The organism is Streptomyces sp. ATexAB-D23, assembly GCF_000373645.1.
GTDB classification, from domain to species: Bacteria; Actinomycetota; Actinomycetes; order Streptomycetales; family Streptomycetaceae; genus Streptomyces; species Streptomyces castrisilvae.
Genome location: NZ_KB892002.1, coordinates 321605 through 342023 on the forward strand (window position 1 = coordinate 321605; position 20419 = coordinate 342023).

Sequence of the window (20419 nt, forward strand, 5' to 3'; positions counted from 1 at the left end):
CCCCACTCCACCTCATCCCCTGTAAGGAGCGTTCCCGTGAAGGATGCCTTCGGTGCCCCGCAGTCCCTGCTCGTCCTCGGCGGCACGTCGGAGATCGGGCTCGCCACGGCACGCCGCCTGATCGCCCACCGCACCCGCACGGTCTGGCTGGCCGGCCGCCCCTCCCCCGCGCTGGACGCCGCCGCGGACGACCTGCGCGGGCGCGGGGCGTACGTGCAGACCGTCGCGTTCGACGCCCTGGACACCGCGTCCCACGAAACGGTCCTGGGCAAGATCTTCACCGAGGGCGACATCGACATGGTGCTCCTCGCCTTCGGTATTCCGGGCGACCAGGAGCGCGACGAGGAGGAGCCGCTCGCCGCGGTCCGGGTCGCGCAGACGAACTACACCGGGGCGGTCTCCGCCGGGCTGGTGTGCGCCGGCGCGCTCCAGGCGCAGGGACACGGCTCGCTGGTGGTGCTGTCCTCGGTGGCCGGTGAGCGCGCCCGGCGCGCGGACTTCATCTACGGATCGAGCAAGGCGGGCCTGGACGTGTTCACCCAGGGCCTCGGGGACGCGCTGCACGGCACGGGGGTGCACGTGATGGTGGTGCGCCCGGGGCTCGTGGTGCCGAACGCGGCGGCGGTCCGGGCGGCCGGGGGGCGGGGCGCCGGAGAACGGGGCGCCGGGGGGCCGCTCGCGACGATCCCGTTCACGCGCACACCGCTGGTGACGACGCCGGGCGCGGTCGCGGACGCGATCGTGACCGGGCTGCGGCGGCGTTCGGAGACGGTGTGGGTGCCGGGGGCGCTGCGGGCGGTGATGTCGGCGCTGCGGCACGTGCCGAGGCCGTTGTTCCGCCGCATGCCGGTGTGAGGGCGGCGCCTACGGCTGGAGCGAGGGCGCGTCGAGGGAGCTGCCGCTCTGGGCGGGGACGGCGGGGCCGATGCCGCCCGCCCCGAACGGGAACTCGTTGATCTTGCGCCAGACGAGGTCCGGCCCCTGCTCGTACAGGGCGAAGGAGCCGCAGGTCCAGGACGCCTCGTAGTCGGCGAGCTCCGCGTACGCCCGGTCCATCGCCGCCTCGGGGATGCCGTGGGCGACGGTGACGTGCGGGTGGTACGGGAACTGCAGCTCGCGCACCAGCGGTCCGGAGGCGTCCCGGACCCGCTTCTGGAGCCAGGAGCAGGCCGAGGCGCCCTCCACGACCTGGACGAAGACCACCGGCGAGAGCGGCCGGAAGGTGCCCGTGCCGGACAGCCGCATCGGGAAGGGGCGGCTGCCGGTCGCGATCGAGGCGAGATGCACCTCGATCGCGGGCAGCCGGGCCGCCTCCGCCTCGGTCGGCGGCAGGAGGGTGACGTGGGTGGGAATGCCGTGTGCGGCAGGGTCCCCGAAGCTCGCGCGCCGCTCCTGGAGCAGGCTGCCGTAGGGCTCCGGGACCGCGATCGAAACGCCGAGCGTTACGGTCCCCACGTCGTTCTCCTCAATCCTCGGTGGTCTGTTTTCAGCCAAGACCGGCCGCAAGCTTCACGCCGCCAGTGTGCCGCCTGTGAGTGCCTCGCCGCCAGGGCCCTTGGACTCAGTGCTTCGCCGGCAGAAGGCCCATCCGGTCGTAGGTCAGCGCCAGGGTCTCGGCGGCGACCGCCCGCGCCTTCTCCGCTCCCTTGGCCAGGATGGAGTCCAGCGTCTCGGTGTCGTCCAGATATTCCTGGGTGCGGGTGCGGAACGGTGTGACGAAGTCGACCATGACCTCGGCGAGGTCCGTCTTCAGCGCGCCGTAGCCCTTGCCCTCGTACTTCTGCTCCAGCTCCGGCACGGTGGCGCCGGTGAGCGTCGAGTAGATGGTCAGCAGATTACTGACGCCCGGCTTCTCGGCCCGGTCGAAGCGGATCACCGTGTCGGTGTCGGTGACCGCGCTCTTCACCTTCTTGGCGGTGACCTTCGGCTCGTCCAGGAGGTTGATCAGACCCTTGGGGTTCGCCGTCGACTTGCTCATCTTGGCCGACGGGTCCTGGAGGTCGTAGATCTTCGCCGTCTCCTTGAGGATGTACGGGTCCGGGATGGTGAAGGTGTCCCCGTAGGTGCCGTTGAACCGCTCGGCGAGATTACGGGTCAGCTCCAGGTGCTGGCGCTGGTCCTCGCCCACCGGGACCTCGTCGGCCTGGTAGAGCAGGATGTCGGCGACCATCAGCATCGGGTAGGTGAACAGCCCCACCGTGGTGCGGTCGGCCCCATGCCGGGCGGACTTGTCCTTGAACTGCGTCATCCGCGACGCCTCACCGAACCCGGCCAGGCAGTTCATGACCCAGCCCAGCTGCGCGTGCTCGGGCACATGGCTCTGGACGAACAGCGTGCAGCGCTCGGGGTCGAGCCCCGCGGCGAGCAGCTGGGCAACGGCGAGCCGGGTGTTGGCACGCAGCTGCGCGGGGTCCTGGGCAACGGTGATCGCATGCAGGTCGACCACCATGTAGAAGGCGTCGTGGGACTCCTGCAGAGCCACCCACTGGCGGACCGCACCGAGATAGTTGCCGAGGTGGAACGAGCCTGCGGTGGGCTGGATTCCGGAGAGCACACGGGGACGTTCAGAGGCCATGGAAGTCATTGTCTCAGGTGCGCGAGGCTTCGCGGGCAGCCGGTGGAGGAAAGGCGCGAGGACGCCGAGGGCGTGGCGCGGTCCGCGTCCTCAGCTCCGCTGCCCCTGGCCTGTAGGGGGCAGGACGACACCTTTGAGGGCCTTGGCGACCTGCGGGGCGAACACGGGATAGGTGACCCGGATGTACCAGTTGCCCGCAGCCACGATGGTGTGGCTGAACGGGGGCTCGCGTCTGCCGGCGATGGAGTCGCCGATGTCGTCACGGCTGAATCTGGCAGGGTCGAGTACATGGATCTGGTTCTCCACCTCCGTGCCCATGATTTCGACAACGCAGTCGAGCCCCGAGCCGAAATTCGCCCGTGCGCGACGAAGAAGCCTGCACTCAAGCCCACCATCACCCATGGCCTCCATCACATCGTCCGCAGTGGCGTACACGGGCTGGGTGGGAACACTGCTCGGCATCGGGACTCGCGGACGGGAACTATTGGTATCCGCCGGGCCGCAGGCAGTGAGACCGGCGGCAAGAACGAGGAACGCGAGAACGAAGCTCGTCTTCTTCATGTACTCAACCGGTCCCGGGAGACGTCGACTGCCCCCGGCCTGTAGGCGGCAGGACCACACCCTTGACAGCCTTGGCGACCTGCGGGGCGAACACGGGATACCTGACCCAGATGAACCAGTTGCCCGCAGCCACGATCGTGTGTCTGTACACCTCGCGCCCGACAGCGATGGAGTCGCCGACGTCGTCACGACTGAACCTGGCAGGGTCGAGTACCTGGATCTCGTTCTCCACCTCCGCTCCCATGATTTCGACAACGCAGTCGAGTCCCGAGCCGAAGTTGGCGCGTGCGCGACGAAGAAGCCTGCACTCAAGCCCACCATCACCCATGGCCTCCATCACATCGTCCGCCGTAGCAAACACAGGCTCCGTGGGAACACTGCTCGGCATCGGGACTCGCGGACGGGAACTATTGGTATCCGCCGGGCCGCAGGCAGTGAAACCGGCGGCAAGAACGAGGAACGCGAGAACGAAGCTCGTCTTCTTCATGTACTCAGTTGTTCCCAGGGGGTGTTGGCGCCGGTCCGGGGCTGGGTGACGGCGTTCCTGGTTCGGGATCACCACTGCCGTTCCCTGTCGTGGGACCGCCCGCCGCGTAGATCGGCTCGATGGAAACATGGTGTCCTGCGGGTGTGTCCGACTCCAGTTGCCGGATCGCCTTGGCACGCTCTTCGTCGCTCAGCGCGTTCCAGGCCATCGCGTCATCGAGGTGGGGCTCAAGCCTGTCCCAGTTCTCCCCCCGGACCTTGATGTCGGCCCCTCGCGCTCCGGACTCGTCACCGTACTGCTCGTTCTTCTCCCGGACGTCCGGGGTGTCCGCGGCATAGAGCGTGAACAGCTGCTTGTCGGTCTCAGCACCGTAAGGCCGCCCCTGCAACTCCTTGAGGTGATAGGCGCTCAGCCGGATGTCTTCATCGGGATTCTCCTCGATGTACTTGGTGAGCTGCGAGTCGTTGAGGTCCGCGAGATACGTACCGTCCGAGAGCATGAACGCTCCCCGATTGTTCGTGATGACCGCTCTCGCGGTCTCCAGCTTCATGTGCGTAATGCCGAGCGACTTGTCCGGCTTGACGGTCTGCTGAAGCGACCAGTCGAAGAACCGGCCGAACGAGCTGAGCGGCCCTCGCAGGCTGGGGTTGTGGTTCTGGTACCACTGCTGCTCCTGCCAGAGAATGGCGAGCAGCAGTTTTCTGCTCATGCCGGTCTCGCGGGCGGCTCTGTCCACCGCGGCCAGCTGGGCGGGCGACACGTTGACCGGGTGCAGCCCGTCCGTTCCGCCGGCCAGACGCAGCGCGATACTCAACGGGCTGTCGCCGTCGAGCGCCTCCTTGACGAGCTTGGGGTCGGCGATGTCCGTGAGCCCCTCGACGGTCCGCAGGGCTCGCGCCGCATCGACATCGGCACGGCTCGCCTTCGCCAGGGCGTCGTCGATGATGCCCTGGGCGTGCTGCACTGGTTCCAGGTGCTCCGTGCTGCCTGCCGGCACGGCCACGGTCTTGGCCAACTGCACGCGCCCGCTGTCGTCGACCTTCAGCTCATGGGTGCGGGCGTAGTCGAGGGCGCCGGTCAGGTCGCGCTGTGCGTCGGTGATGTCGTCGGCCAGGCCGTCGTAGGCCCTTGCCATGGCGCGCAGCGCCATGGACGCCGCCTCGTAGTCGTCGGCGTGCTTCACGAAACGGCCGCGGGCCGCGCGCCCGGTGTCTCCCACCCAACACTGCCCGAGTGTGGAAGCGACTTCGTCCCGGGCGTAGGAGCTGATGCCTTCGCATTGCTTCGCAGCTGCGATTGCGTCATCGGCGGCATCCCGCCACTTGCCGGGCTGGGCGCTGCTCAGTTCACCGACCGAGACCATCAGGCATCCTCCAGCCAGTCGGCCTGGGCCCTGAGCCGCTGGGCAAGGGATACGTCTTCGCCGATCTGGCTGTCCATCGCCTTGGTCAAGGCGGCGGCAGCGTCCTCGACAAGGTCGCTGAGTCCGTGCAGATGCCTCTGCCAGGCGGCCACGCAGTCGTTGCTCGCGGCGCCGGCGAACCACCCGGAGTGCAGTCTCCCCACCGCTTCCGCGTCGTCGAGCTTCGACTTCTCATTGGCTTCGGAGCTCGCTGTGCGAATCCCGGATGCCTTGGTCCGTATCGGCCCGTCCGCCAGTCCTAAATCCGTGCCGGTCGTGTTCCAGGCGGTAAGAGGTCCGGGCTCGGCAGAGGCGAGCCGCATCGGCGCCGCCTCCTCCCGAGGAACCGCATCCGTCCTGAGCCGCGCCCCGTCCTCCCTGAATGACATGCATCCCCCTTTGCACACGCATCACCAACCGCGGAGTTCTGTAACGCTACCCGCACAGTCCGTAGGCGCAAGAAGCCTTTCGGCCTCGGGACCGCGGGAGGCCCGGACATCGGCCCACGCACCGCCCGCGTCCCGGCAGGGGAAAACACGGGCACGCCGCGAAGTGGAGGTTTCCTCGGTGGGGATCCGACCGACGATACAAAGTGGGCACACCCCAGCCCGCACCGCACGACGACCGAACGGAGATCCCGTGTCGACCACGGACAACGCCATCGCCTCCGCCGAGGCGCACAGTGCGCACAACTACCACCCGCTGCCCGTCGTCGTCGCCACGGCGGACGGAGCCTGGATGACCGATGTCGAGGGGCGGCGCTACCTCGACATGCTCGCGGGGTACTCGGCGCTCAATTTCGGCCACGGCAACCGCCGGCTGATCGACGCGGCGAAGGCGCAGCTGGAGCGGGTGACGCTCACCTCGCGCGCCTTCCACCACGACCGCTTCGCCGATTTCTGTACGGGCCTGGCCGAGCTGTGCGGCATGGAGATGGTGCTGCCGATGAACACCGGGGCGGAGGCCGTGGAGACGGCCGTGAAGACCGCCCGCAAGTGGGGCTACCGGGTCAAGGGCGTACCGGACGGCATGGCGAAGATCATCGTCGCCGCCGACAACTTCCACGGCCGCACGACCACCGTCGTCAGCTTCTCCACGGACCCCGAGGCGCGGGCCGACTTCGGCCCGTACACGCCCGGCTTCGAGATCGTGCCGTACGGGGATCTCACCGCGATGCGGGAGGCCATGACCGAGAACACCGTGGCGGTGCTGATCGAGCCGATCCAGGGCGAGGCGGGGGTCCTGGTGCCGCCGCCCGGCTATCTCCCCGGGATCCGGGAGCTGACCCGCGAGCGGAACGTGCTGTTCATCGCCGACGAGATCCAGTCGGGCCTGGGCCGGACGGGGAAGACCTTCGCCTGTGAGCACGAGGGCGTCGTGCCGGACATGTACCTGCTCGGCAAGGCGCTCGGCGGCGGCGTGGTGCCGGTGTCGGCCGTGGTGTCGTCGGCGGCGGTGCTCGGCGTGTACCGGCCCGGGGAGCACGGCTCGACGTTCGGCGGCAATCCCCTCGCCTGCGCGGTGGCCCTTGAGGTCATCGACATGCTGCGCACCGGCGAGTACCAGCAGCGGGCCGCCGAGCTGGGCGACCATCTCCACCACGAGCTGGGCCTGCTGGTGGGTGGCGGGGCGGTGGAGGCCGTACGGGGGCGCGGGCTGTGGGCCGGCGTCGACATCGCCCCGGACCGGGGCACCGGCCGGGAGATCTCCGAGAAGCTGATGGAGCGCCGGGTGCTGGTGAAGGACACCCACGGCTCGACGATCCGGATCGCACCGCCCCTGGTGATCAGCAAGGAGGACCTGGACTGGGGTCTGGAGCAGCTGCGCGAGGTCCTGCGCGGCTGAGCCGGGGACGGGTGCTCGGCGCCGGACGCGGGGCGGGCACTGCGTCCGGCCGGCGAACCGGCTCGGGTACGGGGCGAGCGCTCGGGACCGGGCCGGCGCGCGTGGGCCGGGTTGAGGGGCGTGGGCCGGGTTGATGGGCGTACGCCGGGCCCGTGGGCGTGCCCCGGGCCGACACGCGTACGCCGGGCCCGTGGGCGTGCGCCTGGCCGACACGCGTACGCCGGGCCGACACGCGTGCCCCGGGCCCGTGGGCGGCGCAGGGGCCCGGTCGGCGTCGGGCGCTCGGCGCCTTGCGCGGGGCGCACCCGGTCCGGGTCCCGTGCCCCGCCCTACGGCAGCACCCGCAGCAGCGCCTCCAGCGTGCCCGCCCAGGCACTGTCGGTCGGGGTGCCGTAGCCGATGACCAGCGCCTCGCGCCGCAGGTCGGCGTCCGGGTGGCGGAAGAAGGCCAGGCCCTCGACCGCGAGGCCCTGCCAGGCCGCCGCCCGTATGACCTCCGCCTCGCTGCCCTCCGGGAGTTCCAGCACGGCGTGCATCCCGGCGGCGATCCCGCTGACCCGGATGGAGGGGGCGCGTTCGGCCAGCGCCGCGACCAGCTGGTCACGGCGGTTGCGGTAGCGCAGCCGCATGGAGCGCACATGCCGGTCGTACGCGCCGGAGGACATGAACTCCGCGAGCGTCAGCTGGTCCAGCGCGCTGGAGGCCCAGTCGCTCACGCCCTTCGCCGCGGTGACCTCGCCCACCAGGTTCTCCGGTACCACCATCCAGCCCAGCCGCACCCCGGGCGCCAGGGACTTGCTGGCGGTGCCCAGGTACACGACGTGTTCGGGGTCCAGGCCCTGGAGCGCGCCGACCGGCTGGCGGTCGTAGCGGAACTCCCCGTCGTAGTCGTCCTCCAGGATCAGCCCGCCGGTGCCGCGCGCCCAGTCGACCGCCGCGGCCCGCCGGTCGGGGTGGAGCGGGACCCCCGTCGGAAACTGGTGCGCGGGCGTCAGGAGCACCGCGCCCGCGCCGCGCAGGGCGTGGAGTTCGCCGGTGCGGGAGCCGAGGTGGTCCAGCGGCAGGCAGGGGATGCGCAGTCCGGCCTCGGTGAGCAGGCGGGTGTGCACGTGGAGACCGTACGACTCGACGGCCACCTCCCGTACCCGGCGCCCCCGCAGCACCCTTCCCAGCAGCATCAGGCCGTGCACGAAGCCGGCGCAGACCACGATGCGTTCGGGGTCCGCGTACACCCCGCGCGCTCGGGCCAGGTATTCAGCGAGGACGGTGCGCAGCTCGATACGGCCGCGCGGGTCGCCGTAGCCGAAGGCGTCGTTGGGGGCGGCGGCCAGGGCGCGGCGGGCCGCCTTCAGCCAGTCGGCGCGCGGGAACGTCGACAGGTCGGGCGAGCCCGGCTTCAGGTTGTGGACCGGGGCGGTGCGGGGCGGCCGGGGACGCGGTGCCTTCGCCGTGGCCGGGCGGGACTCGGCGCGCCGTGCCACCCGGGTGCCGGAGCCCTGGCGGGCGGTGAGCCAGCCCTCGGCGACCAGTTCGGCGTAGGCATCGGCGACGGTGTTACGGGCGATGCCGAGGTCGGCGGCGAGCGTGCGGGAGGACGGCAGCCGGGTCCCGGGGGTCAGCCGGCCGGTCCTGACCGCCTCGCGCAGGGCGTCCATCAGGCCCGCCCGCAGACCGGTCGCGCCGTTGGGGTCGATGTGCAGGTCCGCGCCGAAAGTGGCCCACTGATCCGTCATGGGAGTGGACCATACCCCTGCGCCACTCACCCCGTAGCGTCGTACCCATGACGACGAACGAGCACAGCCGCCCGACCTCCGACTACTGCCCCGAGCACACCCCGCGCATGAACTGGTCCGAGCACGCCCCCGATGTCTACAAGGCGATGGCCCGGCTGGAGGCCGCCTCCCGCAAGGGCACCGACCCGGTGATCGCCGAGCTGGTGAAGATCCGCGCCTCGCAGCTCAACCACTGCGCGTTCTGCCTGGACATGCACACCAAGGACGCGCTCGCGGCCGGCGAGTCGGCGCAGCGGATCGTCCAGCTCAGCGCGTGGGAGGAGGCGCGGCACTTCTACACGCCGAAGGAGATCGCGGCGATCGAGCTGACCGAGGCGGTGACCGTCCTGACCGACGGTTTCGTGCCGGACGAGGTGTACGCGCGGGCCGCGAAGCACTTCGGCGAGGAGGAGCTGGCCCACCTCATCGCCTCGATCATCACGATCAACGCCTGGAACCGGTTCGCCGTGTCCACCCGTATGGTCCCGGGCCACTACACCCCCGGCGACCACCGCTGACCCGCGCATTCCCCGCCCCCTCCCCCGTCTGGAGCAACGCGATGACCGCGTCCGACCTCCGCGCCCTGCACCACGGGCGCACCCCCGGCGACCCGCTGGTCCTCCCCGGCCCGTGGGACGCGGCGAGCGCCCGGGTCCTCGCCGACGCGGGATTCCCGGCGCTCGCCACGCCGAGCGCGGGGGTCGCGGCCTCGCTCGGGTACGAGGACGGGGAGACGCCCGCCGATGAGATGTTCGCGGCGGTCGCGCGGATCGTCCGGGCCGTGCCCGTACCCGTGACCGCCGACATCGAGGGCGGGTACGGACTGGCGGCCGGGGAGCTGGTGGAGCGGCTGCTCGCCACGGGGGCCGTCGGCTGCAATCTGGAGGACACGGTGGACGGTGTCCTGGTGGACGCCGGCCGGCAGGCGGACCGGCTGGCCGAGGTGCGTGCGGTGGCCGGGGACGCGCTGTTCGTGAACGCCCGGGTGGACTGTTACGTCACGGGCGTTGCGGACGGTACGGACCCGGAGGCGGAGACCCTGCGCCGGGCCCGGCTGTACACGGCCGCGGGCGCGGACTGCGTCTACCCGATCGCCGCCCCGCCCGAGCTGCTCGGCCCGCTGGCCGAGGCCCTGCCGGGGCTGCCGCTGAACGCGCTGGCCCGGCCGGACGGGCCCGGACCGCGCCGCCTCGGTGAGCTGGGCGCCACCCGGATCACCTTCGGCCCCGGTCTCCAGCGCCGCGCGATGGCGGCCGTGCGCGGGATCGCGGACGAACTGCGGAGCGTCTGAGCGCGGCACGCAGCACGCCCCCGGCGGCCGGGCGGCTGCCGGGGGCGTGTGCGTACCCGCGCGAACGTGTGCGTACCCGCGCGCACGGGCGGTGGATCAGATCAGGCCGAGCTCGCGGACCGCGTCGCGCTCCTCGGTGAGCTCCTTCACCGACGCGTCGATGCGCGCACGGGAGAACTCGTTGATGTCCAGGCCCTGGACGATCTTGTACGTGCCGTTCTCGGTGGTGACCGGGAAGGACGAGATGATGCCCTCGGGGACGCCGTAGGAGCCGTCCGAGGGGATGCCCATGGAGGTCCAGTCGCCCGCGGCGGTGCCGTTGACCCAGGTGTGGACGTGGTCGATGGCGGCGTTGGCGGCCGAGGCGGCCGAGGACGCGCCACGGGCCTCGATGATCGCGGCGCCGCGCTTGGCGACGGTCGGGATGAAGGTGTCGGCGAGCCAGGCCTCGTCGTTGACGAGTTCGGCGGCGTTCTTGCCGGCGACCTCGGCGTGGAAGATGTCGGGGTACTGGGTGGCCGAGTGGTTGCCCCAGATCGTCAGCTTCTTGATGTCGGAGACGGCGGCACCGGTCTTGGCGGCCAGCTGCGAGATCGCGCGGTTGTGGTCCAGGCGGGTCATCGCGGTGAAGCGCTCGGCCGGGACGTCCGGGGCGGCGGCCTGCGCGATGAGCGCGTTGGTGTTGGCCGGGTTGCCGACGACGAGGACCTTGATGTCGTCCGCGGCGTTGTCGTTGATCGCCTTGCCCTGCGGCTTGAAGATGCCGCCGTTGGCGGAGAGCAGGTCGCCGCGCTCCATGCCCTTGGTGCGGGGGCGGGCGCCGACGAGCAGGGCCACGTTCGCACCGTCGAAGCCGACGTTGGCGTCGTCGGTGATCTCGATGCCGCGCAGCAGCGGGAAGGCGCAGTCGTCGAGCTCCATCGCGGTGCCCTCGGCGGCCTTCAGCCCCTGGGGGATCTCCAGGAGACGCAGGTTGACCGGCACGTCCGGGCCGAGCAGGTGGCCGGAGGCGATGCGGAAGAGCAGCGCGTAGCCGATCTGGCCGGCTGCGCCGGTCACGGTGACATTCACGGGAGTGCGGGTCATGGCGATCTCCGTTAGACAGCTGGCGGTGGGGGCTCCTGGCCCCTGGTGCGGGACATCCCTGAATCTTGATGTGAAGAGATATCCGTCGGCCAGGCTATCCGACCCGGAACCCCGTGGCCGCCCGGCCCCCCGTGGCATCGCGCACAACCGGTCACTCCCCGCTCACGGGGACGCTTCGGCCGTGCACCCCCGCGTGCCGGATGCGAGGGTGGCGCAGGCCTCGATGTCGGCGACGCGCTCGACGGCGACCATCGCGGTGTACGTCTCCGCCGAGGCCTGCTTCACCGCGCTGTCCTGGCCGCCGCCCGGACCCGAGGTGATCTCCACGGTGTCGCCCGGCGCGGCCTTGGTGATCCGGGCCCAGGCCGTCGAGCAGGTCTCGCTGTAGCGCACCTCGACGAACGCTCCGCCCACCGTGACGCTCGAAACCGTACGCACGTGCTCGCCGCCGCAGCCCATGTCGTCGGCGTCCTTCCCGGCGCAGGCGGCGCCGGAGCACTCGACCCCGGCGGGCAGCTCCGGCGCCGTGGCCTTCGGCGACTCGGGCCGCGTCGCCGACGGTGTCGCGGACGGCGTGGGGGTGGTCGCGGCGGCGGTCCCGGTGCGCCCGGCGTCGTCGTCCGAGCCGGTCAGCAGTGCCACGGCGACGGCCACCGCCACGACACCGGCCGCGACGGCAGCGATCAGGGCGGGTCCGGGGCGCCGGCGGGCCCGGGGCTCGGGCGGCGGCGGACCGCCGAGGCCGGCCGCGTACGCCACGGCGGGCGGCAGTCCCTGGCCGCCCGGGGGCACGTCCGGCCCGGACCGCGGCTGCCGGGGGTGCGGGACCGTGCCGCCTCTCGGGGGTACGGGGGCGGGGCGGCGGCCGTGGCCCGGCGTACCGCGTCCCGGGGCGGTACCGACGCCGCCGGTGGAGCGGCTCCTGCCGTGGCCGGGCGGGTTCTGGCCCGACTCGCCGAGCGCGGCCCGCGCCTGGGTGATCCGGATGGACTCCATCGTCATGTCCTGGCGCATCTCGGCGCGGCTCCAGGCCCGCTCCGACAGCTCCCACATGGTGTTGAGGTGGACGCGGTTGGTGCCCGTCACCTCGGCGAGCGCGTAGATCGCTCCCCGGGGCGCGAGCAGCCGGCCGTTCAGATACCGCTCCCAGGACGTCTTGCTGTATCCGGTGCGGTCGGCCACCGCGGCGAGGCTGAGCCCGCTCCGGTCCACGAGCCGGCGCAGCTGGCCGGTGAACTCCCGGATCTGCGGATCGAGATCCGGCGGCAGTGCCTTCCAACGCGGCATGACTTCCCCCTACACGTCTGCGTCCGCCCCTGCTTCCGCCTCTGTCCGGACCCGGTGGTCCTGCCGTCCCCGGACTGCGCCGGTCAGTCTGCCACCGTTGCCCGACGATGTTGCCTGACGATCACACGATGGCGGAATGGTCACTTCCGTGCCACAGGCCCCAGCCATCCCTTGAACGGCCGGGCCGGGTCGACAAGGCTGGAAGCAGGACGGGGCAAGGCCGCTCAAGACGCCACGTTCGGGGCATTTCGCTCCGGGTTGCCCCGCTCCGGTGTCCGTCCCTTCTCGGGGGAGGGGACGGGCACCGGTCCTTCGAACGGGCAGGTCAGCGCACCGTGAAGTGGACCGCGTCCTCCAGGAACGGGATGTCCAGCCACGGCTTCGGCTGCGCCACCAGCGAGAGCATCACGATGAGGACGCCCAGCAGCCCGTACGTCACCAGGTCGGTGAAGCGGGAGCGCACCGCGAGCATGCCGACCGAGCGGACCACGAGGCGCAGGACCGCTCCCGCGACGAGCGCGACGCCGATCAGTATCGTGCCGATGCGGAAGGCCTCGTCGAAGGGGTTGGCCGCCACGATCAGCAGTCCGGCCCCGGCCGTGCAGAGCACGGCGAGCAGCGGCCACTGACGGGCGGGTGCGGGAGCGTCCCCGGCGGCCGCCCGGCCGCCGCCCTCGGGCCGCGCGGTGTCCCGCGTCAACGAGAACCGCCGCGACCGGCGCACCCCGCCGGCGTCGCGCTCGGCGGCCTCACCCGCGCCGGCCTCACCCGCGGGGGACGGGCCGGAGGCGGATGAGCCGGAGGCGGACGGGCCGGAGGCAGCGTCGGCGGATACGGCCTCGGCGGCCTCACCGGCCCCGGCGGCGTCGCGCTCAGCGGCCTCACCGGCCCCGGCCCCGGCGGTCCCGGCGGCGTCGTCGTCGGCGGCGGCGCGCTCGGCAGCCTCGGCATCCGCAGCCCCGGCGCCCGCAGCCCCGGCGCCCGCCGGCGCGGCAGCCGCCTCGCCCGTGGCGGCCCCGGCCGCCTCCCGCTCGGGGGCGGCCCCTTCGGTGGCCGGACCGGTCTCCGACGCGGCCCGGTCGGCCGGACTCGTACCAGCACCCATGGGGTTCCTTCCGGGCCGGATCAGCCGGCGGAGACGGCGTCGGCGTCGGCGTCGCGCTCGGCGGCCTCGACCACGTTGACGAGCAGCTGGGCGCGGGTCATCGGTCCGACACCGCCCGGGTTCGGCGAGATCCACGCGGCGACCTCGGCCACGCCCGGGTGGACGTCGCCGACGATCTTGCCGTTCTCGTCGCGGCTGACACCGACGTCGAGCACGGCGGCGCCCGGCTTCACGTCCTCGGGCTTGATGATGTGCGGCACGCCCGCGGCGGCGACGATGATGTCGGCCTGCCGGAGGTGGGCGGAGAGGTCACGCGTACCGGTGTGGCACTGGGTCACCGTGGCGTTCTCCGACTTGCGGGTCAGCAGCAGCGGGATGGAGCGGCCGATGGTGACGCCGCGTCCGACGACCACGACGTGCGCCCCGTTGATCTCGACGCCGTGGTGGCGCAGCAGCTGGACGACGCCCTGCGGGGTGCAGGGCAGCGGGCCCGTCTCGTTGAGCACGAGCCGGCCCAGGCTCATCGGGTGGAGGCCGTCGGCGTCCTTGGCCGGGTCCATCAGTTCCAGGACGCGGTTGGTGTCGATTCCCTTGGGGAGGGGAAGCTGCACGATGTAACCGGTGCACGCGGGGTCGGCGTTGAGTTCGCGGACGACGTCCTCGATCTCCTCCTGCGTGGCGGTGTCGGGCAGTTCGCGCTGGATGGAGCCGATACCGACCTGCGCGCAGTCGCGGTGCTTGCCGTTCACGTACCACCTGCTGCCCGGGTCGTCCCCGACCAGCAGGGTTCCCAGGCCGGGGGTGATGCCCCGGGCCTTGAGGGCCGCCACGCGGACGGTCAGATCGGACTTGATCGCGGCTGCGGTGGCCTTGCCATCGAGAATCTGGGCAGTCATGTCCCCATACTCGCGGATGACCCCGCCCTCGGACCAATCAGGTACGGGCGGTGGACGCAAGGTTGCACTTGGACAACTTCTTACGCAGCGGCTGGACAAACTTACTTACCGCTTATAACGATGAAGGCCGCAGTGCCGCAGGCAGTACCCGGGGGGCGGACCGCTGACGTTTTCTCTCCTCCGCGCGGCCGCACTCGTCCCCGTACGTCTGTTGGAGGAACGTCCCTTATGAGCTTCGGCGACCCGAACCCGAACAACCCCTACGGGCAGCAGCCCGGCCAGCCGCCGCAGGGTCAGCCCGGTTACGGCTACCCCCAGCAGGCCCCGCAGGGTGTGCCGCAGCAGGGCTACGGCTACCCGTCGGCCCCGCCCGTCTCCGGCGGCGACTACGGCCAGCCCCAGGGAGCCCGCCCGCCGCTCGCCGGCTGGGGAAGCCGCTTCGTCGCGCTCCTCGTCGACGGCATCGTCATCGGTGTCCCCTACGGTCTCCTCATCGGGATCGGCGGCGCGATGGGCGGCAACGCGGGCGGCCTGCTCGCCTTCCTGGGCCTCATCGTCGGCATCGGTCTCGGCCTCTTCAAGCTGTACAAGGAGGGCACGACCGGTCAGTGGATCGGCAAGAAGGCCCTCGGCATCAGCCTCCTGCGCGAGGCGGACGGCCGGCCGCTCGGCTTCGGCATGGCGTTCGTCCGTTACATCGCCCACTTCCTGGACAGCCTCGCCTGCTACATCGGCTGGCTGTGGCCGCTGTGGGACGACAAGAACCAGACGTTCGCGGACAAGATCTGCTCCACCGTGGTCGTCAAGGCCGGCTGACCGCGCCTCAAACGGACCCGAGGGCCGTAACCGCACGCTCGTCGCGTGGGGTTACGGCCCTCGGTCGTACCGTGCGGGACCGGCCGGCTCAGTGGAAGAAGTGCCGGGTACCGGTGAAGTACATCGTCACGCCCGCCTTCTTCGCGGCCTCGATCACCAGCTCGTCGCGGACCGAACCGCCCGGCTGGGCCACGGCCTTGATGCCGGCCGCGGTCAGGATCTCCAGCCCGTCGGGGAACGGGAAGAACGCGTCGGACGCCGCGTACGAACCGGCCGCCCGCTCCGCGCCCGCGCGCTCGACGGCCAGCTTCGCGGAGTCGACCCGGTTGACCTGGCCCATGCCGACGCCGACCGAAGCGCCGCCCTTGGCGAGCAGGATCGCGTTGGACTTGACCGCGCGGGACGCCTTCCAGGCGAAGGCGAGTTCCTTCAGCTCGTCGGCGGAGAGCGCCTCGCCCGTGGCGAGCGTCCAGTTGGCCGGGTCGTCGCCCTCGGCCTGGAGCCGGTCGGTGACCTGGAGCAGCGCGCCGCCGTCGATCTGCTTGACCTCGACCTCGGCGGACGGGGCCTCGGGGCAGCGCAGCACGCGGATGTTCTTCTTGCGGGACAGGATCTCGACCGCGCCGTCCTCGTACGCCGGGGCGACGATGACCTCGGTGAAGATCTCCGCGACCTGCTCGGCCATGGCGACGGTCACCGGGCGGTTGACGGCGATGACCCCGCCGTACGCCGACACCGGGTCGCAGGCGTGCGCGTTGCGGTGGGCCTCGGCCACGTCGTCGGCGATGGCGATGCCGCACGGGTTGGCGTGCTTGATGATCGCGACGCACGGCTCGGCGTGGTCGTAGGCGGCGCGGCGGGCGGCGTCGGTGTCCGTGTAGTTGTTGTAGGACATCTCCTTGCCGTGCAGCTGTTCGGCGGCGGCGAGGCCGCCGGCGCCGGAGGTGTAGAGCGCGGCGGGCTGGTGCGGGTTCTCGCCGTAGCGCAGGACGTTCTCGCGGGCGTACGTCGTACCGAGGAAGTCGGGGAAGCCCGAGTCGTCGGCGGCGGCGTAGTCGGCGGCGAACCAGCCGGCGACGGCCACGTCGTAGGCGGCGGTGTGCTGGAAGGCCTCGGCGGCGAGCCGCTTGCGGGCGGTCAGGTCGAAGCCGCCGTCCTTGACCGCGGCCAGCACGTCGGCGTAGCGCTCCGGGCTGGTGACGACGGCCACGGACGGGTGGTTCTTGGCGGCGGCGCGGACCATCGAGGGGCCGCCGATGTCGATCTGCTCGACGCACTCGTCGGCGGAGGCGCCGGAGGCGACGGTCTCCTTGAACGGGTAGAGGTTGACGACCACCAGGTCGAACGGCTCGACGCCGAGTTCGGCGAGCTGCTCGCGGTGCGCGTCCAGGCGCAGGTCGGCGAGGATGCCGGCGTGGACGCGGGGGTGCAGCGTCTTGACGCGGCCGTCGAGGCACTCGGGGAAGCCGGTCAGCTCCTCGACCTTGGTGACGGGGACGCCGGCGGCGGCGATCTTTCCGGCGGTGGAGCCGGTGGAGACCAGTTCGACACCCGCCTCGTGCAGACCGCGGGCGAGGTCTTCGAGCCCCGTCTTGTCGTAGACGCTGACCAGGGCGCGGCGGATGGGCTTATTCACCGACATGACCGAGATGAACCTTTCGTCCCTCAATGCGATAGCCGTCACGGGCGAGCCGCCCCACGGCCTCGACGAGCAGCTTGCGCTCGACTTCCTTGATGCGTTCATGAAGGGCCGCTTCGCCCTCCGGGGTGTCCTCTTCGGTCACCTCGACCACGCCCTGCGCGATGATCGGACCGGTGTCGACACCGTCGTCGACGAAGTGGACGGTGCACCCTGTGACCTTCACACCGTGCGCGAGCGCGTCACGCACTCCGTGGGCACCGGGAAAGCTGGGAAGCAGGGCGGGGTGGGTGTTGACGAACCGGTCGCCGAAGCGGGCGAGGAACTCCTTGCCCACGATCTTCATGAACCCGGCGGAGACGACGAGGTCCGGCCGGTGCGCGGCGGTGGCCTCGGCGAGGGCGGCGTCCCACTCCTCGCGGGAGGCGTGGTCCTTGACGCGGCACACGAAGGTGGGAAGCCCGGCACGCTCGGCCCGCTCCAGTCCGGCGATGCCGGTGCGGTCGGCGCCGACCGCGACGATCCGGGCACCGTATCCGTCGGGGTCGGCGCCGACCGCGTCGAGCAGGGCCTGAAGATTCGTACCGGACCCGGAGACCAGGACGACCACGCGGGCCGGGGCGGCGGAGGAGAGCGGGGAGGCCACGGCTGGGCCCTTTCTCGCGTGCGAGCGGTTCGAAGCGGCCGGCCCGCCACCACGGCACTGGGGCGACGGCGATGCGGTTTGTACGGTCGTACGAAAGAAGCGCGCTCCCCGATACGGGGAACTCTACGAACGGGCCGGCCGTCAGCAACGATACCGGCACCTCGCCGGGCCCCTGCCTGACGGGGTGAGGGAGCCCCGGGCCACCGGTCCGCCGGTACGGGTGTCGCGCCCGCGCTCCCCGCTTTCGGCCCCTCGTCGCCGGAAGGTAGCGTCAGGGGACAGCGAACCGTCCACCGGGCGGAAATGACGAGATGGGGAAGACGTTCACCACATGCCGGACCGACGCCGCCGCACCGCCTTCCACCGTCCGCTGCCCGGGCAGGCCACCCTGCTGATGCGGGAGCGCGCCTCCTCCTCTTCTTCTTCCTCGTCCTCCTCTCCGTCCGGGTCGGGGTCCTCCGGGTCCTCCGGGTCCTCCGGGCCCTCCGAAAATCCGCGGGGCGACGACAATCCCTTCGCGCCGCCGCCCGAGGGCCGGCCCGACCAGCCCTGGCAGCCGCGCCACCCGGCCGGCGGCGGTCCGGAGGGCAACGGCGACGGTGGGGACGACGGGAACGACGGTCGGCCCTCCGACAACCGGCCCGTGTGGGGCAGCCAGTGGAGCAGCCGGCAGCCGGGCCGCCAGAACGGCGGCTTCGGCGGCCGGCCCGCGGGGCCGGGCGGACCGAACGGGAAGGGCGGTCCCGAGGGCGCCCCCGCAGGACCGCGCTGGGACCCGACCGACCCCATCCAGCGCCGCGCCCGCTATGCGCTGCTCGGCGGCATGTGGGCCTTCTTCTTCGCGATCTTCGACTTCCCGGAGATCGCCCTGCTGCTCGGCGCGCTCGCCACCTACTGGTCGATCAGCGCGCTGCGCGCGAGGCCGAAGGACCCGGCGGCCGGGCCGGGCACGCCCGCCTCCGCTCCCGCTCCCGCTTCCGCTCCCGGGGCGGACGGTGCGGCTTCCGACAGCGGGCCGGCGCAGCGGCCCAACGCCTGGGGTCCCGCCGCCCCCGCCGGGCAGGGGCCCGCCGGCGCGAAGAACGCCCAGGCCGCCCAGCGCATGGGCCGGCAGCAGACCACGGCCGCGGTCAGCGGTCTGGTGACGGGACTGGTCGCGCTGGCGATCGTCGCGACGACGTTCACCGTGCAGCTGGTCTACCGCGACTACTACACCTGCGTGAACGACGCCCTCACCAAGTCGGGCGAGGTGGCCTGCAACGATCTCCTCCCGAAGCCGCTGGAACCCTTCTTCGGCGTCAAGGAGTAGCGGCCGGGGGGCCGGGCTCCGGCTCGGCCTCCGGCTCCCTCGCCGCCTCCGGGGCCCTGCGCGGCCCGGCGTCCGGGGTTCCGGCCACGGGTGCGGGCTCCGGCGCGGGGGCCGGGGGCTCGTCGGCCGTCCGGGCGTGCCAGGGGTCGGTCGGCAGGAAGTCGTACGCCTCGATGTCCTCGTCCAGGCCGCCTCCGGGCGCCGGGGCCGGCACGGGGGCGGGCGCCTCCCCGCTCTGCGGTGCCGGCTCCTCCTCCGTGCCGCGGTTTCCACGGGGCCACCACCTGCGCCGGGGGCCCTTCTCCGTGGCCCCGGACGCCTTCGGGTCCGGTCGCTCCCGCATCTCTCCGGCGTTGTCCGGTACGGCCCCCGGCCGCTCCTCCTCCGTACGTCCGCGCAGCCGCCAGGCCCGCAACAGCAGGGCCGCCGGGACGCCGAGCACGGCCGTCCAGACCAGCGCCGCCGCCCCGGTGAGCCACCACACCGGGCCGAAGTCCGCGAGGGCGTGCGTGCCGAGCGGCCCGCCCGCCGCGGCTGCCAGCAGGGCCGCGCCGATCCCGCAGCCGGCAGCCGCCAGCGCGGTGGTGAGCGCCGTCTCGCGCGGGCTCCACGCCTCCTCCCGTACACCTCCGGCCGGTGCCGCCCGCCGTACGGTGAACCAGGCGACCGTCAGCGCCGCCGCGACCGGGACCGCGCCGGCCGCCCAGTTCAGCGGCGTGCCGTGGCCCTGGGCCGGCATCGCGGCGAGGAGCGGGAAGTCCGGTACCGCAGGGTGCCCCGCGAAGGCGAGCGGGGTCACCGTCGACCCCGTACCGAGGGCGAAGCCCGGACCGAGTCCGTACGCCGCACCCCACACCGCCGCGTTCGGCACCAGGCCGAGCGCCAGCAGGAGGACGGCGACCCGTCCGCCCCAGTCGCCCGCGAGGCGCAGGAAGGAGTCCTGCACCGGCCCCCCGTGCCACACCAGCGCCACCGCCACGACCAGCGCTCCCCCGCCCAGCAGCACCGCGGTCCCGGCCGCCGCCGACCGGCCCACCGCCTCGGCCCGCCGCACGAACCGGGTGCGCGCCATCGCCTCGTGCAGCCGGACCGGCGCCCAGGACGGCGGCGGGCCGAGGGGGCGCCCACAGGCCGTCCACACCCCGGCGGCCGCCGCACCCGCCACCACCAGCACCGCGGGGAACAGCAGGGACAGTGGCCCGGCGGACAGCGAGGAACCCCGCGCGTAGAGGGCGACCGCCCCACCGACCAGCAGATATCCGCCCGTCACCAGGGCGAACGCGGCCCCGGGCGACGGAGCCGCGCGCCCCTCCTCCTGCTCCAGCGCATCCCTGGCCGCCCGGTGCACCAGCCACACAGGCACGGCGGCGAGCAGCAGCGGGACGACGCCCACCGGAGCCGGGGCTCCGGTCAGGGTCTCCGTCCTGACCAGCTCGGCGCCGTGCGCCAGCAGCCACAGGCCCGCTGCCGCGTGGAACGCCTCGCCGGGCCCCCTGTCGGGGGCCGGCGAGCTGATCCAGACGGCTGCGACGAGGACCGCGAGGGAGCCCAGTCCGAGCCCTGCCGCGACGGCCCCGCGCAGCGCGGCCGCGACCAGTACGGCGGGTCCCGCCTGCTCGGCCGACAACGACGGGCTGCGTTCGGTCACTTGGGTCACGCCGTCATGCTGCCAACGACACGCGCTTATTCCGTGTAACGGGCG

At 72.3% G+C, this 20419-nt stretch carries 20 protein-coding genes; 6 read left to right on the forward strand and 14 right to left on the reverse strand.

Annotated elements, in window-relative coordinates; all coding sequences use genetic code 11:
- Positions 1–36 precede the first annotated feature (36 nt).
- Entirely contained in the window at positions 37–855 is an 819-nt protein-coding gene (locus B082_RS0103850) for a decaprenylphospho-beta-D-erythro-pentofuranosid-2-ulose 2-reductase (RefSeq protein ID WP_018550499.1), read from the forward strand.
- A gap of 9 nt (positions 856–864) precedes the next feature.
- Here the strand turns inward: B082_RS0103850 and B082_RS0103855 are convergent, their stop codons facing one another.
- From B082_RS0103855 to B082_RS0103880, 6 genes are all read right to left on the reverse strand, one after another.
- On the reverse strand, positions 865–1455 hold the full coding sequence (locus B082_RS0103855; RefSeq protein WP_018550500.1) for a 2'-5' RNA ligase family protein: 591 nt from the start codon (positions 1453–1455) through the stop codon (positions 865–867).
- A gap of 106 nt (positions 1456–1561) precedes the next feature.
- On the reverse strand, positions 1562–2575 hold the full coding sequence (trpS, locus tag B082_RS0103860; RefSeq protein ID WP_199783750.1) for a tryptophan--tRNA ligase: 1014 nt from the start codon (positions 2573–2575) through the stop codon (positions 1562–1564).
- Between the two features lie 90 nt (positions 2576–2665).
- The gene (locus tag B082_RS35555; RefSeq protein WP_037709339.1) at positions 2666–3136 is read right to left on the reverse strand and encodes a hypothetical protein; all 471 of its coding nucleotides are present in this window, start codon (positions 3134–3136) and stop codon (positions 2666–2668) included.
- 4 nt (positions 3137–3140) lie between these two features.
- Positions 3141–3623 (reverse strand): hypothetical protein, encoded by a 483-nt coding sequence (locus B082_RS0103870; RefSeq protein WP_234018107.1) that lies wholly within the window; start codon positions 3621–3623, stop codon positions 3141–3143.
- Between the two features lie 4 nt (positions 3624–3627).
- On the reverse strand, positions 3628–4986 hold the full coding sequence (locus B082_RS0103875) for a hypothetical protein (protein WP_018550504.1): 1359 nt from the start codon (positions 4984–4986) through the stop codon (positions 3628–3630).
- On the reverse strand, positions 4986–5414 hold the full coding sequence (locus tag B082_RS0103880; RefSeq protein WP_018550505.1) for a hypothetical protein: 429 nt from the start codon (positions 5412–5414) through the stop codon (positions 4986–4988). The genes B082_RS0103875 and B082_RS0103880 overlap by 1 nt, the downstream gene beginning before the upstream one ends.
- 250 nt (positions 5415–5664) lie before the next feature.
- Between B082_RS0103880 and rocD the strand changes: the two genes are divergently transcribed.
- Complete coding sequence (gene rocD / locus B082_RS0103885; RefSeq protein WP_018550506.1) at positions 5665–6870, forward strand: ornithine--oxo-acid transaminase; 1206 nt, start codon at positions 5665–5667, stop codon at positions 6868–6870.
- A gap of 329 nt (positions 6871–7199) precedes the next feature.
- Here the strand turns inward: rocD and B082_RS0103890 are convergent, their stop codons facing one another.
- On the reverse strand, positions 7200–8603 hold the full coding sequence (locus B082_RS0103890; protein ID WP_018550507.1) for a PLP-dependent aminotransferase family protein: 1404 nt from the start codon (positions 8601–8603) through the stop codon (positions 7200–7202).
- A 47-nt stretch (positions 8604–8650) separates the two neighbouring features.
- Between B082_RS0103890 and B082_RS0103895 the strand changes: the two genes are divergently transcribed.
- Both B082_RS0103895 and B082_RS0103900 read left to right on the forward strand, forming a co-directional pair.
- Complete coding sequence (locus B082_RS0103895) at positions 8651–9160, forward strand: carboxymuconolactone decarboxylase family protein (RefSeq protein ID WP_018550508.1); 510 nt, start codon at positions 8651–8653, stop codon at positions 9158–9160.
- A gap of 41 nt (positions 9161–9201) precedes the next feature.
- The gene (locus tag B082_RS0103900) at positions 9202–9933 is read left to right on the forward strand and encodes an isocitrate lyase/PEP mutase family protein (RefSeq protein WP_018550509.1); all 732 of its coding nucleotides are present in this window, start codon (positions 9202–9204) and stop codon (positions 9931–9933) included.
- Between the two features lie 96 nt (positions 9934–10029).
- Here the strand turns inward: B082_RS0103900 and B082_RS0103905 are convergent, their stop codons facing one another.
- The 4 genes from B082_RS0103905 to B082_RS0103920 form a co-directional block, all read right to left on the reverse strand.
- Complete coding sequence (locus B082_RS0103905; RefSeq protein WP_018550510.1) at positions 10030–11019, reverse strand: malate dehydrogenase; 990 nt, start codon at positions 11017–11019, stop codon at positions 10030–10032.
- Positions 11020–11181: 162 nt separating this feature from the next.
- Positions 11182–12306: a helix-turn-helix domain-containing protein gene (locus B082_RS0103910; RefSeq protein WP_018550511.1), complete on the reverse strand. Its 1125-nt coding sequence runs from the start codon at positions 12304–12306 to the stop codon at positions 11182–11184.
- 325 nt (positions 12307–12631) lie between these two features.
- Positions 12632–13411: a DUF3017 domain-containing protein gene (locus B082_RS0103915; protein WP_018550512.1), complete on the reverse strand. Its 780-nt coding sequence runs from the start codon at positions 13409–13411 to the stop codon at positions 12632–12634.
- Between the two features lie 20 nt (positions 13412–13431).
- The gene (locus tag B082_RS0103920) at positions 13432–14307 is read right to left on the reverse strand and encodes a bifunctional methylenetetrahydrofolate dehydrogenase/methenyltetrahydrofolate cyclohydrolase (protein WP_018550513.1); all 876 of its coding nucleotides are present in this window, start codon (positions 14305–14307) and stop codon (positions 13432–13434) included.
- Positions 14308–14535: 228 nt separating this feature from the next.
- Between B082_RS0103920 and B082_RS0103925 the strand changes: the two genes are divergently transcribed.
- Positions 14536–15123, forward strand: coding sequence for an RDD family protein (locus B082_RS0103925; RefSeq protein WP_018550514.1), 588 nt, complete (start codon positions 14536–14538; stop codon positions 15121–15123).
- 88 nt (positions 15124–15211) lie between these two features.
- On the opposite strand, the gene purH is transcribed toward B082_RS0103925, so the two are convergent.
- The gene (gene purH, locus B082_RS0103930) at positions 15212–16765 is read right to left on the reverse strand and encodes a bifunctional phosphoribosylaminoimidazolecarboxamide formyltransferase/IMP cyclohydrolase (RefSeq protein WP_018550515.1); all 1554 of its coding nucleotides are present in this window, start codon (positions 16763–16765) and stop codon (positions 15212–15214) included.
- Entirely contained in the window at positions 16752–17408 is a 657-nt protein-coding gene (gene purN, locus B082_RS0103935; RefSeq protein WP_018550516.1) for a phosphoribosylglycinamide formyltransferase, read from the reverse strand. The genes purH and purN overlap by 14 nt, the downstream gene beginning before the upstream one ends.
- Positions 17409–17739: 331 nt before the next feature.
- On the opposite strand from purN, the gene B082_RS0103940 reads away from it, so the two are divergent.
- Positions 17740–18717 carry a hypothetical protein gene (locus B082_RS0103940; RefSeq protein ID WP_018550517.1) on the forward strand — a complete coding sequence of 326 codons (978 nt, stop codon included), beginning with the start codon at positions 17740–17742 and terminating at the stop codon, positions 18715–18717.
- Here B082_RS0103940 and B082_RS0103945 read toward each other — a convergent pair.
- Positions 18707–20365 (reverse strand): DUF6350 family protein, encoded by a 1659-nt coding sequence (locus tag B082_RS0103945; protein ID WP_018550518.1) that lies wholly within the window; start codon positions 20363–20365, stop codon positions 18707–18709. The genes B082_RS0103940 and B082_RS0103945 overlap by 11 nt on opposite strands.
- Positions 20366–20419 lie beyond the last annotated feature (54 nt).